Consider the following 23015-nt stretch of genomic DNA (forward strand, 5'->3'; position numbering starts at 1 on the left):
GCCACTGCGTACGCCGCGCGATCAGCGTCTTGCGCAGATCGGGGGCGCCGAGCCGGTAGGCGAGCAGCACTTGCGGCAGGCAGGCGTAGCGGCTGGTGGGACTCGCCCGCACCAGCAGCTCCTGGTCTTCGGCGCGCTTCACTTCGGGGCTGCGGTAGGGATTGCGCAGGAACCACGCACGCCGCCCCATCCAGGTCGGGTGCGGCAGCGGAATGGTGTGCCACGGCCTGGCGACCAGGGCCTCGTGGTCCGCGGCATAGGGCAGCAGGCCCAGGACCTCGTCGTCGCGGAACACCGCGGCGCGGCAGCCCACCAGGTCGACCTCGGGGTGCGCGGCGAGGAAGGCCAGCTGCAGCTCGAAGCGGCGCGGCAGGCAGATGTCGTCGGCATCCATGCGGGCGACCAGGTCAGCGCGTGCCAGCTGCACGCCCTGGTTGAGGCGGGCGGAGAGGCCCAGGGGCCGGCCGTCCTCGATGACGCGGATGCGCGGGTCGCCGAGCGAGCGGGCGAGCTCCGGGCTGCCGTCGGTGGAGCCGTCGTCGAGGACGATGATTTCGAAGTCGCGCAGGGTCTGGGCCAGCAGCGAATGCAGCGCCGCGCGCAGGAAGGGGCCGCCGTTGCGCACGGGCAGCAGCACCGTGACGGCCGGCCGCTCTGCAGGTTTCACTCCTGGCTGACCGCGACCTTGAAGCCATGGCGCTTCAGCAGGGCGTGCTGCCTGGCTGCCTCGAGATCGCTGGCCACCATCTCCTCGATCATCTGGTCCAGCGTGATCTGCGGCGTCCACCCCAGCTTCTCCTTGGCCTTGGTCGGGTCCCCCAGCAAAGTCTCGACCTCGGCGGGACGGAAATAGCGGGGATCGACGCGAACCAGCACGTCACCCGCCTTCACCGCCGGTGCCGCATCGCCCTGGACGCTTTCGACGATGCCCGTTTCGTCCACGCCGCGCCCCTCGAACCTGAGGGAGATGCCGAGACGCGCGGCACTGCGCTTGATGAACTCGCGCACGCTCACCTGCACGCCGGTGGCGATCACGAAATCTTCCGGCTGCTCCTGCTGGAGCATCATCCACTGCATGCGCACGTAGTCGTGGGCATGCCCCCAGTCCCGCAGCGAGTCCATGTTGCCCATGTACAGGCAGCTGTCGAGGCCCTGCGAAATGTTGGCGAGTCCGCGCGTGACCTTGCGCGTGACGAAGGTTTCGCCGCGGCGCGGGCTCTCGTGGTTGAACAGGATGCCGTTGCAGGCATACATCCCGTACGCCTCGCGGTAGTTGACGGTGATCCAGTACGCGTACATCTTGGCCACGGCGTACGGGCTGCGCGGGTAGAACGGGGTGGTTTCCTTCTGGGGCGTTTCCTGCACCAGGCCGTACAGCTCCGATGTGGACGCCTGGTAGAAGCGCGTCTTCTTCTCCAGTCCGAGGATGCGGATGGCCTCGAGCAGCCGCAGGGTGCCCAGCGCATCCACGTCCGCCGTGTACTCCGGGGACTCGAAGCTCACGGCAACGTGGCTTTGCGCACCCAGGTTGTAGATCTCGTCGGGCTGCGTCTGCTGCACGATCCGGATGAGGTTCGTGCTGTCCGTGAGGTCGCCGTAGTGCAGCACGAAGTTGCGGTGGCTGACGTGCGGGTCCTGGTAGATGTGGTCCACCCGGTCCGTGTTGAACAGGCTGGCGCGGCGCTTGATGCCGTGCACCATGTAGCCCTTCGCGAGCAGGAACTCGGCGAGGTAGGAACCGTCCTGGCCGGTGATGCCGGTGATCAGGGCGACTTTCTGCTTGTCTTGGCTCACGTGCGGTGTGCTTTCAGGAAATCGGCGTAGGCGAGCCGCAGGCCTTCGGCGAGGTCCACGCGCGGCTGCCAGCCGAGCGACCGCAGCCGCGCGCTGTCCATCAGCTTGCGCGGCGTGCCGTCGGGCTTGCCGGGATCGAGCTCGATGCGTCCGCCGTAGCCGACGGTGCGCGCCACCAGCTGCGCGAGCTCGAGGATGGTGAGGTCGTCGCCGTAGCCCACGTTGATGTGACTCAGCATCGGCTCGGTGTGCTTGCGGTAGTCCTCGGCGTCGAGGTTCATCACGTGGACGCTGGCCGCGGCCATGTCGTCCACGTAGAGGAACTCGCGCCGCGGCGTGCCCGAGCCCCAGATCACGACCTGCGGTGCCCCCTGCTCGCGCGCTTCGTGGAAGCGGCGCAGCAGGCCCGGAATCACGTGCGAGTTCTCAGGGTGGTAGTTGTCGCCGGGGCCGTACAGGTTGGTCGGCATCACGCTCCGGTAGTCCACGCCATGGCTCGCGCCGTACTGCCGGTTATAGCTCTCGCACAGCTTGATGCCGGCGATCTTGGCGATGGCGTAGGGCTCGTTCGTCGGTTCCAGCGTCCCCGTCAGAAGGGCGGATTCCTTCATCGGCTGCGGCGCGAGCTTCGGATAGATGCAACTGGATCCCAGCAGCAGCAGCCTGCGCACGCCTTGGCGGAAGGCCGCGTCGATGACGTTCGCCTCGATCATCAGGTTGTCGTAGATGAAGTCGGCCGGGTACGTGTTGTTCGCATGGATGCCGCCCACGCGCGCGGCCGCGAGATACACCTGGTCGGGGCGCTCGCTGCGGAAGAAAGCGCGCACGGCAGCCTGGTCGGTCAGGTCCAGTTCGGCGTGCGTCCGGGTGAGGATCGCATCCTGGGCAACGCCGCCGGCGAGCAGCCGGCGCACGATCGCGGAACCCACCATGCCTCGGTGGCCGGCAACGTAGATCTTGGGCATAGGGTTCATGGGTACGGGCGAGCCGTTGCGGGCGCGCGATTATCGCAGAGCATCAATGGCATGCTTTCCTCGCGCCGGGCGCGCACCTTCAGGCCTCCGGCCGCGAACGCTGCGCCCGCCACACTTCGCGGATGCCCTCTGCGCAAGCGATCCGGGGCCGCCAGCCGGACACACGCTGCAGCGCGGAGGCGTCGAGCACGTTCGCCGTAACGTCTGCCGGCCGCGCGGGAGCGAACTCGCACGGCACGCGAAAACCATCCGGCTCGGCGACCGCGCGGACCAGTTCCAGGATGTCCGCGTTGTCCATGCCGATGCCGGTGCCGACGTTGTAGACGCTGCCCGGCACGCCCAGGTCCAGTGCGGCGACGATGGCGCTGGCAACGTCGTCGACATGGATGTAGTCGCGCACCGTGCCACGCGCGCCGAACACGGTGATCGGCTTGCGGGCGAGCACGGAGCCGACCGCCGTGGCAATGAAGCCCTGGCCGGTGAACGGTTTCTGCTCCGGCCCGTAGGCATTGCCGGGACGCAGCAGCACCGCGGGCAGGCCGTGGTGGTGCTGCTCCAGCAGGGCGTAGCGTTCGATGGTCAGCTTGGTGATGCCGTAAGGCGACACTGGCGCCGGAACCGCGGCCTCGGTGATCGGCTGCACGGCCTGCTCGCCGTACACGGTGCCGCCGGAAGACACGTAGACGTAGCGGCGCAGCCCGAGCGCCAGGGCCGCCTGCATGACCGCGAGGGACACGGGCACATTGACCAGCAGTTCGGCCAGCGGGTCGGAGAAAGTGGCCCGCGCCGCGGATGCATACGACAGGTCCACGATCTCCGTGGCTCCGGCCAGTGCGAGCGCCAGCGCCGCGCCGTCCCGGGCATCGCAAGGAACGTAGCGCACGCGCGGATCCAAGGGCATCGCGGCCCGGGGGAGCGTCCCAGCACCACGACGTCCCGGCCGCTGTCGGCCAACTGGCGTCCAAGCGACCGGCCGATGAAACCGGCCCCACCGACCAGGCAGCACGTCATGCGGCTTCCTCCAGCACCATGGTGTCGCAGGGTTGCGCTTCACCCGCCAGGATGGCCTCGTAGCGCTGCGCGATGACTTGCCAGGTGAAATGGGCCAGCCAGCGCCGCCGCCCTTCGGCGCCGAGCGCGCGCAGGCGCGCGGGATCGCTCGCCAGCTCCTCGATGGCGTGCGCGAGCCGTGCCGGGTCCACGCGCGTGTAGCCACGCTCGTCGCTGGCTGCGGGACACACCACGCCACCGCCGGTCCACCGGGCGATTTCCACCGAGTTGCCGACGGGCACCGTGAGGAACGGAGTGCCGGCCGCGGCCGCCTCGTACAGCACCAGCGGCGAGTACTCGATGTTGGACGCGAAGATGAACAGGTCAGCGGCCATGTAGGCCTGTACCAGCTCGGCGCGCGGGTAGTTGGTGTGCAGCGCCAGCTTCCTTCCGGGCGCGCTGCGCCCGGCCGCGGCGAGCCACTGCGCGATCGAATAGGAGTTCGATGGGTGCCAGCGCTCCGGCACCAGCTTCCAGAAGCCGCGATGGCGCGTGCGCTCGTACACGCCGCGGTGGACCTTGGCCGCGGTGACGGCCAGTCCCTCCCGGCGCAGCGAACGCGCGATCTTCAGCGAGGCGCGGGCGGCCTTCGCACCGAGCCGGACCGGCCGCATCGCGAAGCGGCCCACGCGGATACCCACGCCCTGCCAGCCTTCCTGCCGGTAGGCCCGGGCGATCCGGGCAGGCAATCCGGCCGGAACCGCGTCGGAGACTGCAGGCGCGGGCGGTGCAGCCACCGGTGGCTTCGGAGGCTCGTTCCCATTGAGCAGCAAGGTGCTGTGGCGCCCTGCGGGCAGATCCAGACGTGTGAAAGCCTCCGCGACCTCGCGGTGCCCCTTCATGCCGGTCAGGCTGCCCACGGTGAGCAGCACGAAGCTGTCCTCCGGGATGCCATGGCGCTGGCGGAAAGCGGGATCCGGCGCGACACCGAACTCCGCTTCGCTCGCCCCGTTGGGGAGGATGGTGAAGTGCTCGAGCCCGTGGACGCGCGCGAAATCGACGTCGCGGTAGTGTTCCGCGTAGAACACGAGATGGTCCCACTTGCGCAGGACCGCCGGTAGCTGCTCGAAATAAGACCCGTACATCGGCTCGTACAGGCCGGAGAACCCGCAGGGGATGAACACCTTTCGGCAAGTTACCTCGTCGAGCACCGGCCACAGGGCGTCGAAGGTCCACTGCTGGGCGGCCTTCACCATCAGTGCGTCGCAAGGGAAGGTCCGCACGAACTCGCGGTAGCGCTCCACTTCGCCGCTCATCCCGCGCGCCAGGTTGCCGGCGATGTCGAAGCCGACGATCTCGACGCCGTTCAGCGACGAGAAGTCCCGCTCGGCCAGCCGCGTGGTGGCCACCGTGACCCGGTGTCCCAGCCGCACCATGCGCTCGGCCAGCTGCTTCATGACCTCCTGCACGCCGCCGACGCTGGGTGCGTAGAACTCGCAAGCGAACAGCAGCCTCATCGTCAGGCTCCGCGGACCAGGGTGGCCACCTTGCGGATCACGGACCGCGCGCGCCGCCAGACGGCCGCAGTGACCGGCTGCGCCCACCCGGGCTGGACGACCTGGCGAAGGTAATGGTGCCGCAGGTTGCCGCTCCAGTAGGCGCAGCGCGCCTCGAACTCCTGGCGCTCCTGCCCGGGCGCGGCTTCCCGGCCTATGCGTTCATAGCAGCGCTGCAGCACGGCCTGCATGGCCGCGAAGTCGGGCCGCGGCGAGCGCCCCTGCGGTGCCTGGTGCACCAGTGCGGCAATGTCCCGGCAATGCACGTCCGGTTCCGACAAGCCGCTGGTCAGCGCCAGGTTCTCGGCCGATAGCAGCAGGAGCTTCGACTGGAAGGGATTCACCCCGGTGCGCGACATGCTCTGGGCCGCTTCGCGGTACACCAGCAGCCGCTCGGGCAGGTTGGCAATGCGTGCGCTGCGTCCGATGCGTGCCCACAACTCATAGTCTTCCGGCGGCTGGCGGCTGCGGTCCGTGCAATAGCCGCCGAGGTCCAGCACGGCTTGCCGGCGCAGCATCACGGAGCTGTGCACGAAGGGATTGTTGAACAGCAGGTCGAGCTTGAGCACCGCATTGGCGGTGGGATGATCGTGCGTGCGGTCGGTGGGCGTGCGGTCCGCCCAGATCCGGGCACGGGTACCGAGCAGCACGCAATCGGGATGCGCATGCATCCAGGCGAGCTGCTTCTCGAGCCGGTCCGGCGCCGAGAGGTCGTCCTGGTCCTGCCGGGCGACGAGCTCGGACCGCGCCAGCGCCAGGCCCTTGTTCAGCGTGGCGGCGAGTCCCATGTTCGCCTGTTGCACCACACGGATGCGGGCATCGCGCGCTGCGTAATCGTCCAGGATGGCCTGCGAGCCGTCCTTCGAGCCATCGTTGAGGATCAGGAACTCGAAGTCCTGCAGGCTCTGGCCCAGGATCGTGTCGATCGACTCGGCCAGGTAGTCGGCGCCGTTGTACACGGGCATGAGCACGGTCACGGGCGGAGCGGAAGACATCTTGCGGTTCGCGGTCAGAGCCTGATCCAGGAGGCCGGAATCAGGTCGGAGGTGTCGATGGCCGCGTCCGTGAACCATCGGCGGGGCGCCACCACGATCTTCTCGGGCGAGGGATTGAGCCACGCGCCCCACCAGCTGAAGGAGCTGTTGGCGACCACGTGGTGGTGGCAATGCTTCATCAGGTGCATGTCCCACACCCCGCGGTCCGGTGGGTTGCAGTCGACATGCACCGTGGGATGGTCGAACGGCATGTTCGCGCGCACCCAGTTCTGGTCGTCCGAAAAGACGAACAGCGTCAGTGGCCCGCAACGATGCGCGATGTGGTCGACCGCCTGCCGGTAGTAGCCCGGCGAGCAGGTGCCGTGGAAGGCGGCGGCGTTGGGATTGGTCACGTAGTCGCCGCGCCGCACGTGCAGTGAAACGGCCACCGTTCCCTGCATGCGCTGCAGCACGGCGCGGTTGGCGGCGTCGGGCTCGTCCGCGAGCGTGAAGTCGCGCCGGATGGCGTCTGTGTCGTCGAGGAAGTACTTCTCGCTCTGCCAGTAGCCTTCCAGCGCGACCGGAGGACGCTGCTGCCCCAGGGAAGGATCGAACGCGAACGATGGCTCGCGATACACCGCAGCAGCCTTGCGCGCGGGAAGCATGCGCTGCACGAGCGACCGCGCCTTGCGCGCAATCCGCCCCGGCAGGATGGGTTGCGGAGCGGCTGGCAGCACTCCGGCGCGCACGCGCAGCGTGTCGAGCTCGTAGCGACGCAAGGTGTAGTGGGCGAACTCGCTCAGGTCCAGCAGCAGCTCGCTGCCCGTGCGGTCCGCGAGCGCCCGGGCGGCTGCGTACTGGAACATCTGGTTGCCCAGACCGCCGAGGAGCTTGGTGGTGACGGTGCTCACGTCGCGCCTTCCTCGCGTGCGCTGGCGCGCTTCGTGGCGCGCACCATGTAGCCCACGGTGAACTGCTCCACCGGCACCGCCGGATCCTTGTCGTGCAGCAGCCGTGGCAGCCATTCCTGCATCACCCAGGCCTGGTCCTGGGGCAGGTCGCCCTGCAGCGCCATGTAGCGGCTGGCCCGGTGCACTTCCTGCGCGGCGTGGCTCAGCAAGCCGCGCAGCGGGACCAGCTCGTCGATCTCGAATCCGAGCTGCGGCAGCACGCGCTCCCAGAAGTGGCGCGAGTACCCGCCGTAGAAATGGTAAGGCTCCTGGTGCATGCCGCTACCCAGCGGCGCCGTCACGATCAGGCGCCCGCCGGGTGCCGTCACGCGCGCGAGCTCGCGCAGCGCGGCGAGCGGTTCGGGTACGTGTTCCAGCACCTCGGTGCAGATGACCGCGTCGAAGCTTCCATCGGGCACCGGGATGGCCGTGATGTCGCAGACGTAGTCGAGCTTGTTGTAGGTCCAGGTTTCCGGAGCGGCGGCGTCCGAACTGCCGGTGTATTGCGCGAAGTCCTGCGACGCGTAGCGCGTGTGCGCGAACAGCGGACGGTACTGTCCCTCGCCGGCGCCGGCATCGAGCACGCGGGCCCCCGCCGGCACCGCGGCGGCCTGCTCTCGCATCCAGGAGCCGCGCATGTGCGATGAGAAGTTGAGTACCTGGTCCATGTCAGGCAGGCGATGGAACAGGCCTGCATCGGCGGCCAGAAGGCCCGGCAGGATTGCGGCCCGTTGGGCCGGCGTGCAGCGGGCCAGCACATTCCCGCGCTGCAATTCGGCCGCCAGCGCGGCGACCGCTTCGTCGGGAAGCTGCGTGGACCAACCTGCGGAGCGCAGCACTTCGGCGGCGGCCCACCGTTGCGGCAGCGCCGCCATCGGAACGGATTGCGAACGCGTCCACGTATTGACCTGCCGGACTGCGCGCAACAGGCTTGCCGCGGCGAACCACCCGGCCGTCGCCACCGGGGCCGAAGCCGCCCGGATCAGGTCCACGAGGCGCCTTCGCCATGGGCGGTGCGCGGAGAGGTCGTTAGCACTCATCTGGTTCCGCCTTCAAACCCGCCTCCACTCCAGCCCGGGCCGGATCAACCCCGGAATGGCCCGCATGTAGCCGTTGCGGTCTTCGACGTCGCGCATCGCATCGTCGATCTGGATGCGCAGCGCGTCGCTCGCGTACACATGGACCACGGGGTCGCTGGCCAGCTTCGAGCTCAGGGCCACATGCACCCGGAAGACGCCGTGGTTCAGCAGATCGGGGGATCTTGCATTCCACGGCACTCACACCCGAACCGAAGTCCCGCACCAGGCGATTCGGCGGTGACACGATGGTCAGAAGCACGCCATCGGCGCTGTAGACGTGCAAGTTGGGCACGAACTCGTCGCCGCCCGGCTCGAGGATCTCGAAGCGCATCTGGACACTGAAGGGTTCTCCACGCTCGAAGCGCCCGCGCACCCGGCCGTCGCTCCCGACCACTCGCGCATCGATCAGGCGCGCACGGCTGTCGCCATCGGCCTTCCTTGCCATGTAAAGCGCACGTTGCCGGATAGCCAGGTTCGTGGCGCGATCCGCCGCGGCGTCGCCCGTCTCAACCTGCGGCTGGTCCACCATTTCGTTGTCGCTGGTGGCCAGGTATTCCTGCACTACTTCGCTGGCATTTCCGATGGCAGCGACCCGCCCGCGATCCAGCCAGATCGCCGACTGGCACAACTGCGTGATGGACTGGGCACTGTGGCTCACGAACAGCAGGGTCCTTCCCTCGCTTGCGACCACGCGCATCTTGTCCATGCACTTCTGCTGGAATTTGGTGTCTCCCACGGCGAGCACTTCGTCCAGGATCAGGACGTCCGGATCAAGGTGGGCCGACACGGAGAACGCGAGCCGCACGTACATGCCGCTTGAATAGAACTTCACCGGCGTGTCGATGAATTTCTCGACCTCTGCGAATGCAATGATCTCGTCCAGCTTCCTCGCGGTCTCGCGCCGGCTCATGCCCAGCACCGCGCCGTTGAGGAAGATGTTCTCGCGGCCGGTCAGCTCGGGATGGAAACCCGTGCCGACCTCCAGCAGGCTCGCGATGCGGCCGTGCAACTCGATGCGGCCGCTGGTCGGTTCGACCACCCGGCTGAGGATCTTGAGCAAGGTCGACTTGCCCGCGCCGTTGCGGCCGATGATTCCCACGCGGTCGCCGCGCCGGATCTCGAACGACACATTGTCCAGCGCCTTGAAATCCTCGAGCGATGCCTGCCGCTCGGGTTCCGGTCGGACGTGCTCGGGCGACCGCCCAGACATGCGCCGCAACAATCTTTGGAGATCAGCGCGCAGGGAACGCTCGCCCGCCTCCTGGTGCGCGATGGTGTAGACCTTGCTCAGCCCTTCGGCCTTGATGACGGTGCTCATTGCGCTCACAGGAAGTCGACGAAGCGGCGCTCCGCCCTGCGAAACAGCAGGGTTCCGAGGACCAGCAGCACGACGGTCACGACCATGGAAGCCGCCAGCCCAGGCAGGTACAGGTTGGTGTTTTCCAGGCCCAGCGTGGCCCAGCGAAATCCGTCAATGATCCCGACCAATGGGTTCAAGGAGTAGAGCAACTGCCAGCGTTCGGGCACCAGTGAAGCGCTGTAGCCCACCGGCGAGATGTACACGCCCAACTGCAACACGAAAGGTATCAGGTGGCGGAAATCCCGATAGCGCACGTTCAGCGCCGCGCCCACCAATCCCACCCCCAGCGCGAGAGCTGCGACCCACAGGGTCAGCAAGGGCAGCATCAGGAGCTTTCCATCCCAGCCCCACCCCGAAAGCCAAGGCGACGACCACCAGCAGGCAGCAGGACACCGCATAGTCGACGAAGGCGACGCACAGCCCTGCCATGGGAATGATCATCCGGGGAAGTAGACCTTGCCCACCAGGGCGGCATTCGCGATCACGCCATTGCTGATGTCGCTGACCGCCGTGGCGAAGAACAACCAGGGCAGCAGGCCGCTGAGCACCAGGAGCGGGTAAGGCGCATTCATGGACGGCAACTGCGCGATCTTGCCGAACACGAGCGTGAAGATGAGAAGTGTGAAGATGGGCCGGATCAGGACCCACGCCACTCCGATGGCAGTCTGCTTGTAGCGCACCAGCGTGTCGCGCCAGACCAGGAACCACAGCAGTTCCCGCTTGCGATACAGCTCGCGCCAGTATTCACGGTCCGCCACGCCTGGCTCGACGACGACGACTTCGGCCTGTTGCGCGCTCATGTGGCACGCACCGGCCGCAATCCTGCGACGTGCTGGAAAGTTAACATCATGTATCGTCAGTGGCTGCGGCGCGCAGGTTGCGCGGGGTGCACGACCCCGACGGACGCCGCATGGCTTGGAGGCGGTGCTCCTAGAGCCCGCATTATCTCATCAAAGGCCGCGCGCCTCGACGAGCCGGCGCGAGGGGAAAGAGGCAAGAGCCGGCATGTTGCTCAAGCCGGGGCCCTGAACCAATAACAGCCGCAGCCATACACTTGTTGGTCGACGAGGTGTTCCGGTGCATGGTAGATGGGGCCGTTGGGCGCTTCACCATCGGGAATCAGCGCGAACTCGACCAGTTCCAGGCCGTCGAACCAGGAAAGGAAGTCGCGGTGGCGATAGACGCGGTGCGCGTTGAATTGCACCCTCGGCTGCCCCACGGGCACGACCACCAGCAGGCTGCCGCCTGGAGCGAGCACTCGGCGCAGCTCGCGAATGGCCTTCAGGTCGCCTTCCGGATCGATCGGATCACCGTAGCGGCCCAAGCCCACATGTTCCAGCACGTGCATGCAAGACACCGACTCGAGGCTGCCGTCCTCGAACGGCAGCGCCAGCAGATCGGCTTGCAGCGAGTTCAGGCCGGCCAGCTGCAGCGGCGCCGGACGATAGTCGTAGAAGTCGACCGGCATGAACGCCGAGACCATGGAGCAAAAGGCCAGCGACGACGAGATGTCCGTATGGCGCCGCGGCCCCAGCCTGGCCAGGACCCGGGCTGCCCAAGCCGGGTGGTAGATGTAGTGACGGTCGAATCCTGTCTGCTGCGTGCTGTCGTCCAGGCACAGGTAACGATCGCTCCAGTCCACCCGCAGGGCGCGTGCCGACTGGCCGGCCAGCCGGCCGAATCGCTCGAACGCCACACGCGCCGCCTCTTCACGGGCCTGTCGGTCCTCGTAGGCATGGATCGCGCCGTTGATCAGGTCCTGGTGTGCCATCCAGCGGGTGATGTCGGCCTCGCGGGAAAGCCAGCCGTCGATCTTGCCGGCGTGCTTGATCCAGCGGTAGTACCTGCGCGCCCGCCGGTAGGCCCGCCTTGCCAACCCGGGCGAGTCCACCGGGGGCACCGTCCGCTCAGGCATCTGGACGGATCCTGCCTGCAAGGCGGACACCTTGCCCGCTGGCCGTACGATGGCCGCCTGGTCGGCGAGAGCTCCGCCAGGGGGAAGAGACTGTTGGCGAGCAGACCCGCCTGGTGCACGTCGGAGACCAGGCGCGGGTCCAGCATGGTCGTGAGTCTGTGCCCTTGGAGATCGAAACCAAGCTGCGGCCTCGGATCGCGGTGCTGCCGATCGGTGTATGGGGGATCTCGGGACACGGCGTGCCGCTGGAACCGGCCACCTTTTCCAGTGCCGTCGCGAGCAGGTCATGGTGCAGCCGGGAGGGCGCGTTCTCGATGTCGCCCATCAGCCTGGTGACCAGCCGAGGCCAGGAGAACCGGAATGGGGCGAACCGGTCCGCAAAGCGCTCGCGCGCGACGAGCAGCCCGTCGGCTTCTGCCATGTGGACGCTCGGAGCGTGCACCAGCGCCGCATGAATGGCGCTCCCCCTTGAACTCGGTGGTCGTGTCCGAGGCCGGCCGGTGCACGTATGCGGTTCCGGTGCTCGCACCAGATGCGCCGTTGACACTCAATCCGAACCTGCACTTGAGGTACTCGGGCGCGGCGCTGGCGATCACATAGGACGAGTAGATGTCGGGCGCGCACGCGGCGAACCAGCCCCCGTGGCAGGCTGAAGCGCTGTCAGAACGCTCGCATGGACGAAGGACGAGTACAGCCCCGGCCCCTCGTCGAAACCGACGCTGTACTCGTGCGCCCTGGCCAGGAAATCGCTCGAGGAGCGGACCTCGATCACGCGCTCCATCGCCATCGAGAAGTGGTTCCTGAACGTCTCGACCACGACGTTGGGCCAGCCATATTCGACCTTGCGCCAGCTCAGGACCTTGCAGCCCTCCCGGCGCACCACCTCAGCGGCGAACGCAAGAGCGTGGGGCACCAGGCCGTCGTCGTCGCCGAGGTAGGTCACGTACCCGCCCCGCGCCAGGGCGAGCGGCATGGCACGACTCCAGTTCTCGCCCATCGGCAAGGTCTGGTCGACGGGCGCCAGAACGATGCGGCTGTCGCCAAGCGAGCGAACGTAGTCGTCGGTGCCGTCATCGCAGTTGTTGCTTGCCACGATGACGCTGAAATGGTCGTAGTCCTGCTCCAGACAGGTCTTGAGCGCGCTCCTGAGCGTGGCCAGCCTGTTCCTGGTCGGGATGACGATCGTGAATTCCGGGTGGTTCATTATCGAAGCAGTGAAGGCCTATAGATCTGACGTCCGCACGCCGCGAGCAGCATCCACGGCCCGAGTTCCTCACGGGGGAGCGGATGGGACGCACCCAGCGAACGCTCCGCAAGCTGCAAGGGCGACCCAGCGGCGCAGGGCAGCAGAAAGGGCTCGACTGTTTCGGCGACAGCCACAGCGCGCTGTCAGCGCCTGCTTGAACTTGGCAAGGGCGGGCGATCCCCCATCCAACTTCCACAGCAGTTCCCGCCTCCGCCACTTCTCGTACCAGCATCCCTTGCCGGCGTAGCGCGGCTCGACGGGGCCGCGAATTATCGCAGACCACGGTTGGGCAGAGGCCAGCGTGATGGAGGAGTCTTGCCGTAGCGCCGGTGCGACGGCCAGACTCCCGAATAGGGCAAAATCCGCGGCCGAGGAGGGTGAGCATGCTCAAGGTGGTTGTGAAGGCGATCACTACGCCGCGGCAACGGCAGTGGGCCCGACAGGTGCTCGGACGCCTCCGCCCACGCTGGTTCCATCCGGCCGGTCTCGGCTTCGTCGATCGCTTCGACAGCTTCCTGCCGCCCTACCGCCTCCATCTGGGTTGCGGCAGCGTGCGCCTCGCAGGCTTCTGCAACGTCGATGCCCTGCCCTCGCCGGCCGTGGACGTCCTCGACGACATCCGCACGCTGCGGCGATTTCCCGATGGCAGCGTGCAGGAGATTTACACCTGTCACGTGCTCGAACACTTCGCCCACGACGAAGTGGAGCCCCTGCTGCGGCGCTGGCGTGACTTGTTGCAGCCGGGCGGCCAGCTGCGGATCTCGGTTCCCGACATGGACCGGATCGTGCAGGTCTATGCCAGGAACTTCGACCACTTCCAGAAGCCGGGCCACACGCCCTGGATCGGCCTCATCTACGGCGGGCAGACCACGCCCTACGATTTCCACAAGACCGGCTTCAATGCCTGCTGGCTGCGCTACCTGCTGGAACGCAATGGCTTCACGGATTGCAGGGAGTACCCCCACGTGCCGCATTTCGTGCCCGGAACCCAGGACGCTTCCCTGGTCAAGGAGCCGTTCGGCGAGTTCCTCTCGCTGAACATGGTGGCCACGCGGGCCTGAGCGTCAGTCGAACAGTTCCGCGGCAGCCAGGGCCACGCCGGCCTGGTCCTTTGCCGAGAGCAAGGGCTGCCCACCGCCTGCCTGCTGCAGCGGCCAGGCGACGCCGACCTGGGGGTCGTTCCAGGCGATGCAGCGTTCGTGCTGCGGCGCGTAATAGTCCGTCGTCTTGTAAAGCACGTCGGCGGAAGCGCTCAGGACCAGGAAGCCGTGCGCGAACCCCTGCGGCACCCACAGCTGGCGCTGGTTGTCCTCGCTCAGTTCCACGCCCACCCAGCGTCCGAAGGTCGCCGAGGAGCGGCGAACGTCCACGGCAACGTCGAACACCGCACCCCGCACCACGCGCAGCAGCTTGCCCTGCGGGTGCTGGACCTGGTAGTGGAGGCCTCGCAGCACGCCCTGCGCGGAGCGCGAATGGTTGTCCTGTACGAAATCGAGATCGGCGCCGGTGAGCTCGCGGAAAGTGCTGCGGTTGAAGCTCTCGAAGAAGAACCCGCGGGCGTCCCCGAAAACCTTCGGCTCGATGACGAGCACGTCGGGGATGTCGGTGGGAGTCACCTTCACGGGGCAGCACCCTCGTTCAGCACGCGCAGCAGGTATTTGCCGTAGCCGTTCTTCTTCAGCGGCTCGGCCAGTTTTTCGAGCTGGCCGCCGTCGATGAAGCCCGAACGCCACGCGATCTCCTCCGGGCAGGCGATCTTCAGCCCCTGGCGGTGCTCCAGCGTGGCGATGAACTGGCTGGCTTCCAGCAGGCTGTCGTGCGTGCCCGTGTCCAGCCACGCGTAGCCCCGCTGCATGATCTGCACCGACAGCTGCCCCTTATCGAGATAGGCCTGGTTGACCGCGGTGATCTCCAGCTCGCCGCGCGCGCTGGGCTTCACCGCCTTGGCGATGTCGACCACCTGGTTGTCGTAGAAATAGAGTCCGGTGACCGCGTAGTTGCTCTTGGGCTTCGCCGGCTTTTCCTCGATGCTGCTCGCCTTGCCGGCCTTGTCGAAGGCGACCACGCCATACCTCTCCGGGTCCTGCACGTGGTAGGCGAACACGGTGGCGCCCCCTGCTGGCCGTCCGCTTCGCGCAGCATGGGCACGAGGTCGTGTCCATAGAAGATGTTGTCGCCCAGCACGAGTGCGCTCGGCTCCCTGCCGACGAACTTGTCGCCGATGATGAAGGCCTGCGCCAGCCCGTCGGGGCTCGGTTGCACGGCGTACTGGATGTTCATGCCCCATTGGCCGCCGTCACCCAGCAGTTGCTGGAAGCGCGGGGTGTCCTGCGGCGTGCTGATCACCAGCACGTCGCGCATGCCCGCCAGCATGAGCGTGCTGAGCGGGTAATAGATCATGGGCTTGTCGTACACCGGCAGCAATTGCTTGCTGATGGCGAGCGTGGCGGGGTGCAGGCGGGTGCCTGAGCCGCCGGCGAGGATGATGCCTTTGCGTCGGGTCATGTCGGTCTAGAAGATTTCCTGCAGCATGCGTGCCACGCCCTGTTCCCAGTGGGGGAGCGCCAGGCCGAAGGTGGCCCGAAACCGTGAGGTGTCCAGGCGCGAATTATGTGGGCGGCGGGCGGGGGTGGGAAAGGCGGAGGAAGGAATCGGCACTACCTTGTGTGGACCTGCCTTGAGGACCTGCCCCGCCTGCTGCGCTTTCCCAACAACGAAGCGGGCGTAACCATGCCAGCTCGTTTCGCCGCCGGCTGCCACGTGGTAGACGCCCGGCGCGGCCCTGCCGTCCATGCAACTGCGGATCGCGTGCGCGGTGACGTCGGCCAGCAAGTCCGCCCCGGTTGGCGCTCCGACCTGGTCGTCGACCACCTTCAGCTCGTCCCTCTCGCGGGCCAGCCGCAGCATGGTCTTCGCGAAATTCCCGCCGCGCGCGCCGTACACCCAGCTGGTGCGCAGGATCAGGTGCCGCGCAAGCGCCTGCGCGATGCGTTGCTCGCCTTCCAGCTTGGTCTGGCCATAGACGCTCAGCGGACCGGTGGTGTCCTGCTCCTGCCAGGGGCGCGTGCCGGTACCGTCGAAGACGTAGTCGGTGGAATAGTGGACGAGGGCGGCGCCGACTTCCTGCGAGGCGCGCGCGATCGCGGCCGGCGCCTCGGCGTTGATCGTACGAGCGAGACGCTGGTCCGATTCGGCCTTGTCGACCGCGGTGTAGGCGGCGGCGTTCACGACGACATCCGGGCGGACCTGCAAGACGGTGCGCGCCACGGCTTCCGGATCGGCCAGGTCGCCGGCGAGGCCCGCTTCGCCGGCGCGGTCCAGCGACACCACCTCACCGAGCGGCACGAGGCTGCGCTGCAGTTCCCAGCCCACCTGGCCATTCCGGCCGAACAGGAGGATCTTCACCGCCGGCCTAGGCCGCCTGGGCGTACTGTGTCGAGATCCACTCGCGGTAGGCGCCGCTTTGCACGCGCTGCACCCATTCCCCGTTGGCGAGGTACCACTGCACGGTCTTGCGGATGCCGGTCTCGAAGGTCTCCGCCGGCTTCCAGCCCAGCTCGCGCTCGATCTTGCGGGCGTCGATCGCGTAGCGGCGGTCGTGCCCGGGGCGGTCCTTCACGAAGGTGATCTGCTCCCGATAGCCGCCGCCGCCCGGCTTCGGACGAAGCTCGTCCAGCAGCGCGCAGACCGTGTGCACGATCTCGATGTTCGGCTTCTCGTTCCAGCCGCCGATGTTGTAGGTCTCGCCCAGCCGGCCAGCGTCGAGCACGCGCCGGATCGCGCTGCAATGGTCCCCGACGTACAGCCAGTCTCGGATCTGCTGGCCGTCCCCGTACACCGGCAGCGGCTTGCCGGCCAGGGCGTTGACGATCATCAACGGGATCAGCTTCTCGGGGAAGTGATAAGGCCCGTAGTTGTTGGAGCAGTTGGTCGTGACCACCGGCAGCCCGTAGGTGTGATGGTAGGCACGCACCAGGTGGTCGCTGGCAGCCTTGCTGGCCGAATAGGGGCTGTTGGGTTCGTAGCGGTGCTGCTCCGAAAATGCAGGATCCTTCGCGGCCAGCGAGCCGTAGACTTCGTCCGTCGAGACGTGCAGGAAGCGGAAGGCGTCGCGTTCGGCGCCCTGCAGCCCTGACCAGTGGGCGCGCACGGCCTCGAGCAGGCGGAACGTGCCGACGACGTTCGTCTCGATGAAGGTCCCGGGCGCATGGATGGAGCGGTCGACGTGGGATTCGGCGGCGAAATTGATGACCGCGCGGGGGCGATGCTCCCGCAGCAACCGCTCCACCAGTTGCGAATCGCCGATGTCCCCGTGGACAAACACGTGCCGGGAGTCGCGCTGCACGGCCGCCAGGTTTTCCAGGTTGCCGGCGTAGGTCAGCTTGTCGAGGTTCACGACAGGCTCGGCATGGGCCGCGAGCCAGTCAAGGACGAAGTTCGCGCCGATGAAGCCGGCGCCGCCAGTCACGAGGATCATGTTCTTCAGTGGGTCGCGAGGAAAGTCACGCGCTGCGCGGATTATCGCTATCCGCCGCCGCTCCCCTGCGCTGCCCGGTCCTGCACTTGCTGCTGCCCTCCGGGAACGCGATCCGGCACGGGCGGCGGTGTGCTCATGCCAAGGAGCAGAAGCCGGATCACCGGAATGCGTGAAACCAGCGCATAGAAGGCGACGCTGAGGACCATCGGGGCCACCACGGCAGGCGCAATCCCGAGGAAGTGGAAGTGCACCGCATACACCGCAAGGGAAGCCTGCCCCGCGTAGGCAGCGGCCGCATGGACCCAGCGCAGGGGCAGCTGGGCCAGCACGCGCACCAGGTCCACCGCGGCCAGTGTCCCGGACACGGCGACCACCAGCGCATATTTCGATGCCAGGGCCGGATGCTGCAGCCAGGCGGGCGCGTCAGGCATCAGGCTGTGGGGCAGCGTACGGTGCCAATAGGGCACCAGCGCCGCAAACAGGAGGTAGGGCAGCACCCGCAGGGCCCTGCTGCGCAGCTGGGTGAAAGGCCCGAAGGAGGCCGCGCCGAGCGCGAAGAAAAGGAACAGCCCGCCGTGGAATTCATTGGCGAAGACCAGCCCGAAGGCGGGCGTCAACTTGCGTTTCAGGAGGTGCCACAGCAGCAGGAACACAACGAGCTGGACCAGCGCCGCCGCGCCCCGCCCGCCCATGCGCGCGGGAAAGCGGGCAGCGAGCCAGCGCACCGCCGCGCCGGACACCAGCACGAAGGCGCTGGCGAACACCGCGCACCAGAACATCGCCGGGAGGAACCACAGCGACACGTCCGGCTGCCGCAGGACGCGCAGCAGGTATTCCGGCAAGGGCGTGGCGGCTCGTGTCATCGCCCAGCCGATGAGCGTCCAGACTGCGAACGGCAACAGCAGGTGCAGCGAGGAGCGTTTCACGCGTCCCCATGACTCGCCCACGCGAGCCCTCAGGGGACCTGCCTGGTCGATCCTGCGCAGCCAGTGCGTCGCGGCCGCGCCGGCCAGGAACGCGAACAGCGGCATGTGGAAGGCGTAGATCACCCGGAACGCGGTCAGGTCGTCGAACTGGTGTGACATCCCCTGCAAGGTGTGGCCGATGACCACCAGCAGGATGGCCAGGCCCTTGGCCATGTCCAGGACGGCATCCCTTGCCTGGGGCTGGGACGGCGCGGAAATCGGCGGCATCGGGTGGCTCAGAAGTGGATCCCCCGCATCATCTGCTGCATCGCCATCGCCTCGGCTGACAGCTGCGGCTTCCCGCCCTTGTCCCCCTTGGCCGCCGACGAATCCGGGAACATCCGGAAGCTGGTGTTCATCGCGATCTGCGCCACCCGCGGCGTCAGTGCGTGCAGCACCTGGCCGGCGATGCCCAGGCGGGTGGCGATGCGCACCGGCTTGGCCACGCAGGCTTCGGCAACCAGGTCCGCGGCCTCTTCCGGCGAGAGCGTCGGCACGTTGTTGTAGATCTTGGTGGGCGCGATCATGGGCGTGCGCACCAGCGGCATGTTGATGGTGGTGAAGGTGATGCCCTGGTCCTGGTACTCGCTGGCCGCGCACTTGGTCCAGGCGTCGAGCGCCGCCTTCGACGCCACGTAGGCCGAGAAGCGCGGCGCGTTGGTCAGCACGCCGATCGAGCTGATGTTCACGACATGCCCGTGGCGCTTGGCCACCATGGAGGGCAGCAGCCCCATCGTGATCCGCAGGGCCCCGAAGTAATTCAGCTGCATGGTCCGCTCGAAGTCGTGGAAGCGGTCGTAGCTGGACTCGATGGCGCGGCGGATGGAACGCCCGGCGTTGTTGACCAGGAAGTCCACGCCGCCATGCTCTTGCAGCACCACCTGCACGAAGCGGTCCGTGTCGGCCATGTCGGCCAGGTCGGCCGGGTAGGCGAAGAATTCGTAGCCCTTGGCCTTCGCCTGGGCGCAGGCCTCGTCCAGCTTGTCCTGGTCGCGGCCGCAGATGAGGGTGGTGGCGCCGGCTTCGGCGAACTTGTGGGCCGCCGCCAGGCCGATGCCCGACGACCGCCCGTGACCAGCACCACCTTGCCGCCCACCGTGCCGCGCCGCGTGCGGTCGATGTGCAGGTCGGGGTCGAGGTGCCGCTCCCAGTAGTCCCAGAGGCGCCAGGCGTAGTCCTTCAGGTTGGGGCAGGCGATTCCGCTGCCCTTGAGCATCGCCTCGGCCTCGCGGGCATCGAAGCGGGTCGGGTAGTTCACGAACTCCAGGATGTCCTCGGGCAGGCCCAGGTCCTTCATGACCGCGTTGCGCACCCGGCGGATCGGCGCGATCGCCAGCAGGCCCTTCTTCACGCCCTTGGGGATGAAACCGAGCAGGGCCGCATTGATGAACAGGTTCATGCGCGGCGCATGGGCAGCGCGGGTGAAGATGTCCAGCACGTCGCCCACCCGGTAGCCCACCGGATCGACCAGGTGGAAGCAGCGCTTCGCGATCCCGTCGCGGTGGGCGATGTGGTCCAGCGCGTCCACCACGTAGTCCACCGGCACGATGTTGATGCGACCGCCCTCCAGGCCGATCGCCGGCAGCCACGGCGGCAGCAGCTGCCGCATGCGCTGGATCAGCTTGAAGAAGTAGTAGGGGCCGTCGATCTTGTCCATCTCGCCGGTGCGGCTGTCGCCCACCACCATCGCCGGGCGGTACACCGTCCAGGGCACCTTGCACTCCGTGCGCACGATCTTCTCGCTCTCGTGCTTGGTCATGAAGTAGGGGTGCTCGTAGTTCTCGGCCTCCTCGAACATGTCCTCGCGGAACACGCCTTCGTAGAGGCCGGCCGCGGCGATGGAGGACACGTGGTGGAAATGCCGGGCGTCGATCGCCTTGGCGAACTCCACCGCGTGCCGCGTGCCCTCCACGTTCACCTGCACCTGGCTTTCGGCGTCGGCCGCCAGGTCGTACACCGCGGCCAGGTGGAAGACGTGGTCGATCTCGCCCTTGAGCCGCCGCACCTCGTCGGCCGCCACCCCCAGCTTCTTCTGCGTGAGGTCGCCGAACACGGGCATGGCCTCGCCGCCGCGCTGGCGCCCCAGTACTCGCGCAGTTCCGCCACCTTGGCCTCGCTTTCGCGCCGGATCAGGAAGGACACCACCGCGCCCTTGCGCTGCAGCAGTTTCCTCACCAGGCGCCTGCCGATGAATCCGGTCGCTCCGGTCACGAAGTAGTGCATTGCTGATCCTCCTCAATCCCGTCCGGGTGGGTGCCGGGCATTCTGCATTAGGAAGCGGCATCTACACATCCCCCGCAGGCGCGCTACAGTGAGCGTGCAGGCACCCGCGATGCCGCACAACCCAGGAGAAGCACGATGGTCAAGAAACTGCAGAAAAACCGTGACGAAGGGAAGTCCTCCTCCTCCAGCCAGCTCGCCAGCACCGTGAAGGAATCGGCGCAGCAGATCTGGCTGGCCGGCCTGGGCGCCTTCTCCAAGGCGCAGGAAGAAGGCGGCAAGGTGTTCGAGGCGCTGGTCAAGGAAGGCGTGACCCTGCAGAAGCGCACGCAGTCGGTGGCCGAGGACAAGCTGACCGAGGCGACCAGCCGCATGGCCTCGATGGCCACCGACCTCTCCAGCAAGGCGTCCGGCCAGTGGGACAAGCTGGAAAGCATCTTCGAGGACCGGGTGTCGCGTGCGCTCAAGAAGCTGGGCGTGCCCTCCGGGCGCGACGTGGACGAACTGATGGAGCGCATCGACGAGCTCCAGCGCACCGTCGCCAGCCTGCAGGGCGGCGCGCCGGCGCGCACCGGCGCCCGCAAGCCGGCGGCCAAGCGGCCCTCGGCCAAGGCCGCGGCCCGCAAGCGCGCGCCGGCCCGCAAGGCTGCCGGCTGACCGTGCGCAGGCCCCGCCCCGCCGGCCGGCCGCCGCGGATCGCGCTGGCGCTGGCCGGTGGCGGCCCGCTGGGTGCCATCTACGAGATCGGCGCCCTGTGCGCGCTCGAGGAGGCCCTGGAGGGCCTGGATTTCACCGCGCTGCCGCACTACGTCGGCGTTTCCGCCGGCGGCTTCATCGCCGCGGGCTTGGCCAACGGCATCGCCCCGCGCGAGATGTGCGCCTCCTTCATCGAGAACACCGCGGCCGGCGCCGAGGTGTTCGACCCCGCCTGGCTCACCATCCCGGCCTGGCGCGAATTCGCCGGGCGCGCGCAGCGCCTGCCCGCCCTGTCGCTGCGCGCCCTCTGGCAGGCCACCTGGGGCGGCAAGCCGGTGCTGCAGGCGCTGGAGGGCATGGCGCCCGTGTTGCCCACCGGCCTGTTCTCCAACGAGGAAGTGCACCTGCGGCTGCAGGAGATCTTCTCCCGCCCGGGCCGCAGCAACGACTTCCGCGCGCTGCGCGGCCGGCTCACCCTGCTGGCCACCGAGCTCGACACGGGTCGCCCGGTGGCCTTCGGCGCCCCCGGCTGGGACCACGTCCCGGTGTCGCGCGCCGTGCAGGCGACCTGCGCCCTGCCCGGCCTGTTCCCGCCGGTGCGCATCGACGGGCGCGACTACGTGGACGGTGCGCTGACCAAGACCATGCACGCCTCCGCCGCCCTGCAGGAGAGCGTGGACCTGGTCCTGTGCATCAACCCGCTGGTGCCCTTCGCGGTGCGGGACCTCGCCGCCGGCGGTCTGGCCGCGGTCCTCGGCCAGACCTTCCGCACCATGATCCATTCGCGCCTGGCCCTGGGGATGAAGCACTACGCGCGCGCCTTCCCGCAGACGGACATCTTGCTGCTGGAACCCGATCCGGGCGACCGCGAGCTGTTCGGCGCCAATCCCTTCAGCTACGGGCAGCGCCGCCGGCTGGCCGAACACGCCTACCAGCAGACCCGCGCCTGGCTGCGCGCGGGCCAGGCGCAGCTCGCGCCGAAGCTGGAGCGGCACGGCATCCGGATCCGCGGCGAGGTCCTGCAGGACGCGGGCCGCGTGCTGGTGGCGCCGCCGCGGCCGCGCCGCCTGGCGGGTGCGCTGGGGCGCCTGCACACGGTGCTGGACGACCTCGAACGCACGCTGCATCCTGCCTGACCATGGCGAAGAAAGCCCCGCGGCGAACCGCCGAACGCATCCTCGAGGTCACGCTGGACCTGTTCAACCGCTTCGGCGAGCCGAACGTGTCCACCACGCTGATCTCCGCCGAACTGAACATCAGCCCCGGCAACCTCTACTACCACTACCCGGCGAAGGACGAGCTGATCAACTCGCTGTTCGACCGCTACGAGGCGGGCTTAAGTGAATTGCTCAATGCGGCCGACGGCGTGCGCGACGTCGAGGACGCCTGGTTCTTCCTGCACACCCTGTTCGAGCTGATCTGGCAGTACCGCTTCCTCTATCGCGACCTGAACGACCTGCTGTCGAAGAACCGGCGGCTGGAGACGCACTTCCAGTACGTCCTGAAGAACAAGACGCGGGCCGTGCGAGCGCTCCTGGACGGCATGAGCCGCTCCGGCGCGGTGCGCATCGACACGCGCGAGCTGGAAGCGACGGCGACCAGCATGGTGGTGGTGCTCACCTACTGGTTGAGTTACGAGTACGTGCGCGACCCGCGCCGCGCGCGCTGGAGCCCGAGGCCGCGCAGCAGGCGCTGCTGCGCGGGGCGCACCACGTGCTCCATCTGCTGGTACCCTATCTGGAACCTGCACAACGCACGCACCTGCTGCGGCTGGCCGGGGCCTATGGAGGCAGCGCGGCACCGGGAGGGTGAAGGCAGG

Annotated in this window: 20 protein-coding genes and 4 pseudogenes; 5 read left to right on the forward strand and 19 right to left on the reverse strand. The window is 67.8% G+C overall.

The window, feature by feature from the left end:
* Positions 1-184 precede the first annotated feature (184 nt).
* From HK415_RS27160 to HK415_RS14760, 12 genes and pseudogenes are all read right to left on the reverse strand, one after another.
* Positions 185-667, reverse strand: a pseudogene (locus tag HK415_RS27160) (glycosyltransferase family 2 protein); the annotation flags it as partial.
* Positions 664-1794, reverse strand: a complete 1131-nt coding sequence (gene gmd / locus HK415_RS14715) for a GDP-mannose 4,6-dehydratase (protein ID WP_171560579.1) — start codon at positions 1792-1794, stop codon at positions 664-666. The gene gmd and the pseudogene HK415_RS27160, both read right to left, overlap by 4 nt.
* Positions 1791-2768 (reverse strand): GDP-L-fucose synthase, encoded by a 978-nt coding sequence (fcl, locus tag HK415_RS14720; RefSeq protein WP_171560583.1) that lies wholly within the window; start codon positions 2766-2768, stop codon positions 1791-1793. Before fcl ends, gmd begins: the two co-directional genes overlap by 4 nt.
* A gap of 79 nt (positions 2769-2847) precedes the next feature.
* The gene (locus HK415_RS14725; RefSeq protein ID WP_171560586.1) at positions 2848-3651 is read right to left on the reverse strand and encodes an NAD-dependent epimerase/dehydratase family protein; all 804 of its coding nucleotides are present in this window, start codon (positions 3649-3651) and stop codon (positions 2848-2850) included.
* A 124-nt stretch (positions 3652-3775) separates the two neighbouring features.
* Positions 3776-5275, reverse strand: coding sequence for a glycosyltransferase family 4 protein (locus HK415_RS14730; RefSeq protein ID WP_171560591.1), 1500 nt, complete (start codon positions 5273-5275; stop codon positions 3776-3778).
* Positions 5276-5277: 2 nt separating this feature from the next.
* Positions 5278-6309 (reverse strand): glycosyltransferase family 2 protein, encoded by a 1032-nt coding sequence (locus tag HK415_RS14735; protein WP_171560593.1) that lies wholly within the window; start codon positions 6307-6309, stop codon positions 5278-5280.
* A 14-nt stretch (positions 6310-6323) separates the two neighbouring features.
* Positions 6324-7199: an alpha-1,2-fucosyltransferase gene (locus HK415_RS14740; RefSeq protein WP_309246703.1), complete on the reverse strand. Its 876-nt coding sequence runs from the start codon at positions 7197-7199 to the stop codon at positions 6324-6326.
* Positions 7196-7906 carry a class I SAM-dependent methyltransferase gene (locus tag HK415_RS14745; protein ID WP_171560597.1) on the reverse strand — a complete coding sequence of 237 codons (711 nt, stop codon included), beginning with the start codon at positions 7904-7906 and terminating at the stop codon, positions 7196-7198. The genes HK415_RS14740 and HK415_RS14745 overlap by 4 nt, the downstream gene beginning before the upstream one ends.
* A 361-nt stretch (positions 7907-8267) precedes the next feature.
* Complete coding sequence (locus HK415_RS14750; protein WP_171560601.1) at positions 8268-9635, reverse strand: ABC transporter ATP-binding protein; 1368 nt, start codon at positions 9633-9635, stop codon at positions 8268-8270.
* Between the two features lie 5 nt (positions 9636-9640).
* Positions 9641-10075, reverse strand: a complete 435-nt coding sequence (locus HK415_RS27165; RefSeq protein ID WP_373684592.1) for an ABC transporter permease — start codon at positions 10073-10075, stop codon at positions 9641-9643.
* Positions 10076-10114: 39 nt separating this feature from the next.
* Positions 10115-10477: an ABC transporter permease gene (locus tag HK415_RS27170; RefSeq protein ID WP_216369805.1), complete on the reverse strand. Its 363-nt coding sequence runs from the start codon at positions 10475-10477 to the stop codon at positions 10115-10117.
* Between the two features lie 212 nt (positions 10478-10689).
* Entirely contained in the window at positions 10690-11592 is a 903-nt protein-coding gene (locus HK415_RS14760) for a class I SAM-dependent methyltransferase (RefSeq protein ID WP_216369806.1), read from the reverse strand.
* A gap of 164 nt (positions 11593-11756) precedes the next feature.
* On the opposite strand from HK415_RS14760, the gene HK415_RS14765 reads away from it, so the two are divergent.
* Positions 11757-12047, forward strand: a complete 291-nt coding sequence (locus HK415_RS14765; protein WP_171560604.1) for a hypothetical protein — start codon at positions 11757-11759, stop codon at positions 12045-12047.
* 137 nt (positions 12048-12184) lie between these two features.
* Here the strand turns inward: HK415_RS14765 and HK415_RS14770 are convergent, their stop codons facing one another.
* On the reverse strand, positions 12185-12796 hold the full coding sequence (locus tag HK415_RS14770) for a glycosyltransferase family 2 protein (protein ID WP_171560606.1): 612 nt from the start codon (positions 12794-12796) through the stop codon (positions 12185-12187).
* Positions 12797-13221: 425 nt separating this feature from the next.
* On the opposite strand from HK415_RS14770, the gene HK415_RS14775 reads away from it, so the two are divergent.
* The gene (locus HK415_RS14775) at positions 13222-13899 is read left to right on the forward strand and encodes a class I SAM-dependent methyltransferase (RefSeq protein WP_171560608.1); all 678 of its coding nucleotides are present in this window, start codon (positions 13222-13224) and stop codon (positions 13897-13899) included.
* A 3-nt stretch (positions 13900-13902) separates the two neighbouring features.
* Here HK415_RS14775 and rfbC read toward each other — a convergent pair whose 3' ends face one another.
* The 6 genes and pseudogenes from rfbC to HK415_RS14805 form a co-directional block, all read right to left on the reverse strand.
* Entirely contained in the window at positions 13903-14460 is a 558-nt protein-coding gene (rfbC, locus tag HK415_RS14780) for a dTDP-4-dehydrorhamnose 3,5-epimerase (protein WP_171560611.1), read from the reverse strand.
* Positions 14457-15343: pseudogene (gene rfbA, locus HK415_RS27175) on the reverse strand (glucose-1-phosphate thymidylyltransferase RfbA). Before rfbA ends, rfbC begins: the two are co-directional and overlap by 4 nt.
* Positions 15344-15349: 6 nt before the next feature.
* Entirely contained in the window at positions 15350-16243 is an 894-nt protein-coding gene (gene rfbD / locus HK415_RS14790; RefSeq protein WP_171560614.1) for a dTDP-4-dehydrorhamnose reductase, read from the reverse strand.
* Positions 16244-16250: 7 nt separating this feature from the next.
* On the reverse strand, positions 16251-17315 hold the full coding sequence (gene rfbB, locus HK415_RS14795; RefSeq protein ID WP_171560616.1) for a dTDP-glucose 4,6-dehydratase: 1065 nt from the start codon (positions 17313-17315) through the stop codon (positions 16251-16253).
* Positions 17316-17362: 47 nt separating this feature from the next.
* Entirely contained in the window at positions 17363-18508 is a 1146-nt protein-coding gene (locus HK415_RS14800) for an acyltransferase family protein (protein WP_171560618.1), read from the reverse strand.
* Positions 18509-18516: 8 nt separating this feature from the next.
* Positions 18517-20503 (reverse strand): annotated as a pseudogene (locus tag HK415_RS14805) (SDR family oxidoreductase).
* A gap of 135 nt (positions 20504-20638) precedes the next feature.
* Here HK415_RS14805 and HK415_RS14810 point away from each other — a divergent pair.
* The 3 genes and pseudogenes from HK415_RS14810 (at position 20639) to HK415_RS14820 (ending at position 23008) form a co-directional block, all read left to right on the forward strand.
* Positions 20639-21157 (forward strand): phasin family protein, encoded by a 519-nt coding sequence (locus HK415_RS14810; RefSeq protein WP_171560621.1) that lies wholly within the window; start codon positions 20639-20641, stop codon positions 21155-21157.
* Between the two features lie 2 nt (positions 21158-21159).
* A complete protein-coding gene (locus HK415_RS14815; protein ID WP_309246705.1) occupies positions 21160-22332 on the forward strand; it encodes a patatin-like phospholipase family protein in 1173 nt (390 codons plus the stop codon).
* 2 nt (positions 22333-22334) lie between these two features.
* A pseudogene (locus tag HK415_RS14820) lies at positions 22335-23008 on the forward strand (TetR/AcrR family transcriptional regulator).
* Positions 23009-23015: the final 7 nt, after the last annotated feature.

It is taken from the genome of Ramlibacter montanisoli, assembly GCF_013087525.1.
In the GTDB taxonomy this organism is placed as follows: Bacteria; Pseudomonadota; Gammaproteobacteria; order Burkholderiales; family Burkholderiaceae_C; genus Ramlibacter; species Ramlibacter montanisoli.

Coding starts and splice junctions, on each gene's coding strand:
- HK415_RS14770 (WP_171560606.1), bottom strand. CDS start 12,796: ATGAACCACCCGGAATTCACGATCGTCATCCCGACCAGGAACAGGCTG.
- HK415_RS27165 (WP_373684592.1), bottom strand. CDS start 10,075: ATGCGGTGTCCTGCTGCCTGCTGGTGGTCGTCGCCTTGGCTTTCGGGG.
- HK415_RS14745 (WP_171560597.1), bottom strand. CDS start 7,906: ATGGACCAGGTACTCAACTTCTCATCGCACATGCGCGGCTCCTGGATG.
- HK415_RS14810 (WP_171560621.1), top strand. CDS start 20,639: ATGGTCAAGAAACTGCAGAAAAACCGTGACGAAGGGAAGTCCTCCTCC.
- HK415_RS14800 (WP_171560618.1), bottom strand. CDS start 18,508: ATGCCGCCGATTTCCGCGCCGTCCCAGCCCCAGGCAAGGGATGCCGTC.
- HK415_RS14735 (WP_171560593.1), bottom strand. CDS start 6,309: ATGTCTTCCGCTCCGCCCGTGACCGTGCTCATGCCCGTGTACAACGGC.
- HK415_RS14750 (WP_171560601.1), bottom strand. CDS start 9,635: ATGAGCACCGTCATCAAGGCCGAAGGGCTGAGCAAGGTCTACACCATC.
- HK415_RS27170 (WP_216369805.1), bottom strand. CDS start 10,477: ATGAGCGCGCAACAGGCCGAAGTCGTCGTCGTCGAGCCAGGCGTGGCG.
- fcl (WP_171560583.1), bottom strand. CDS start 2,768: ATGAACCCTATGCCCAAGATCTACGTTGCCGGCCACCGAGGCATGGTG.
- HK415_RS14760 (WP_216369806.1), bottom strand. CDS start 11,592: ATGCCTGAGCGGACGGTGCCCCCGGTGGACTCGCCCGGGTTGGCAAGG.
- HK415_RS14730 (WP_171560591.1), bottom strand. CDS start 5,275: ATGAGGCTGCTGTTCGCTTGCGAGTTCTACGCACCCAGCGTCGGCGGC.
- HK415_RS14775 (WP_171560608.1), top strand. CDS start 13,222: ATGCTCAAGGTGGTTGTGAAGGCGATCACTACGCCGCGGCAACGGCAG.
- rfbB (WP_171560616.1), bottom strand. CDS start 17,315: ATGATCCTCGTGACTGGCGGCGCCGGCTTCATCGGCGCGAACTTCGTC.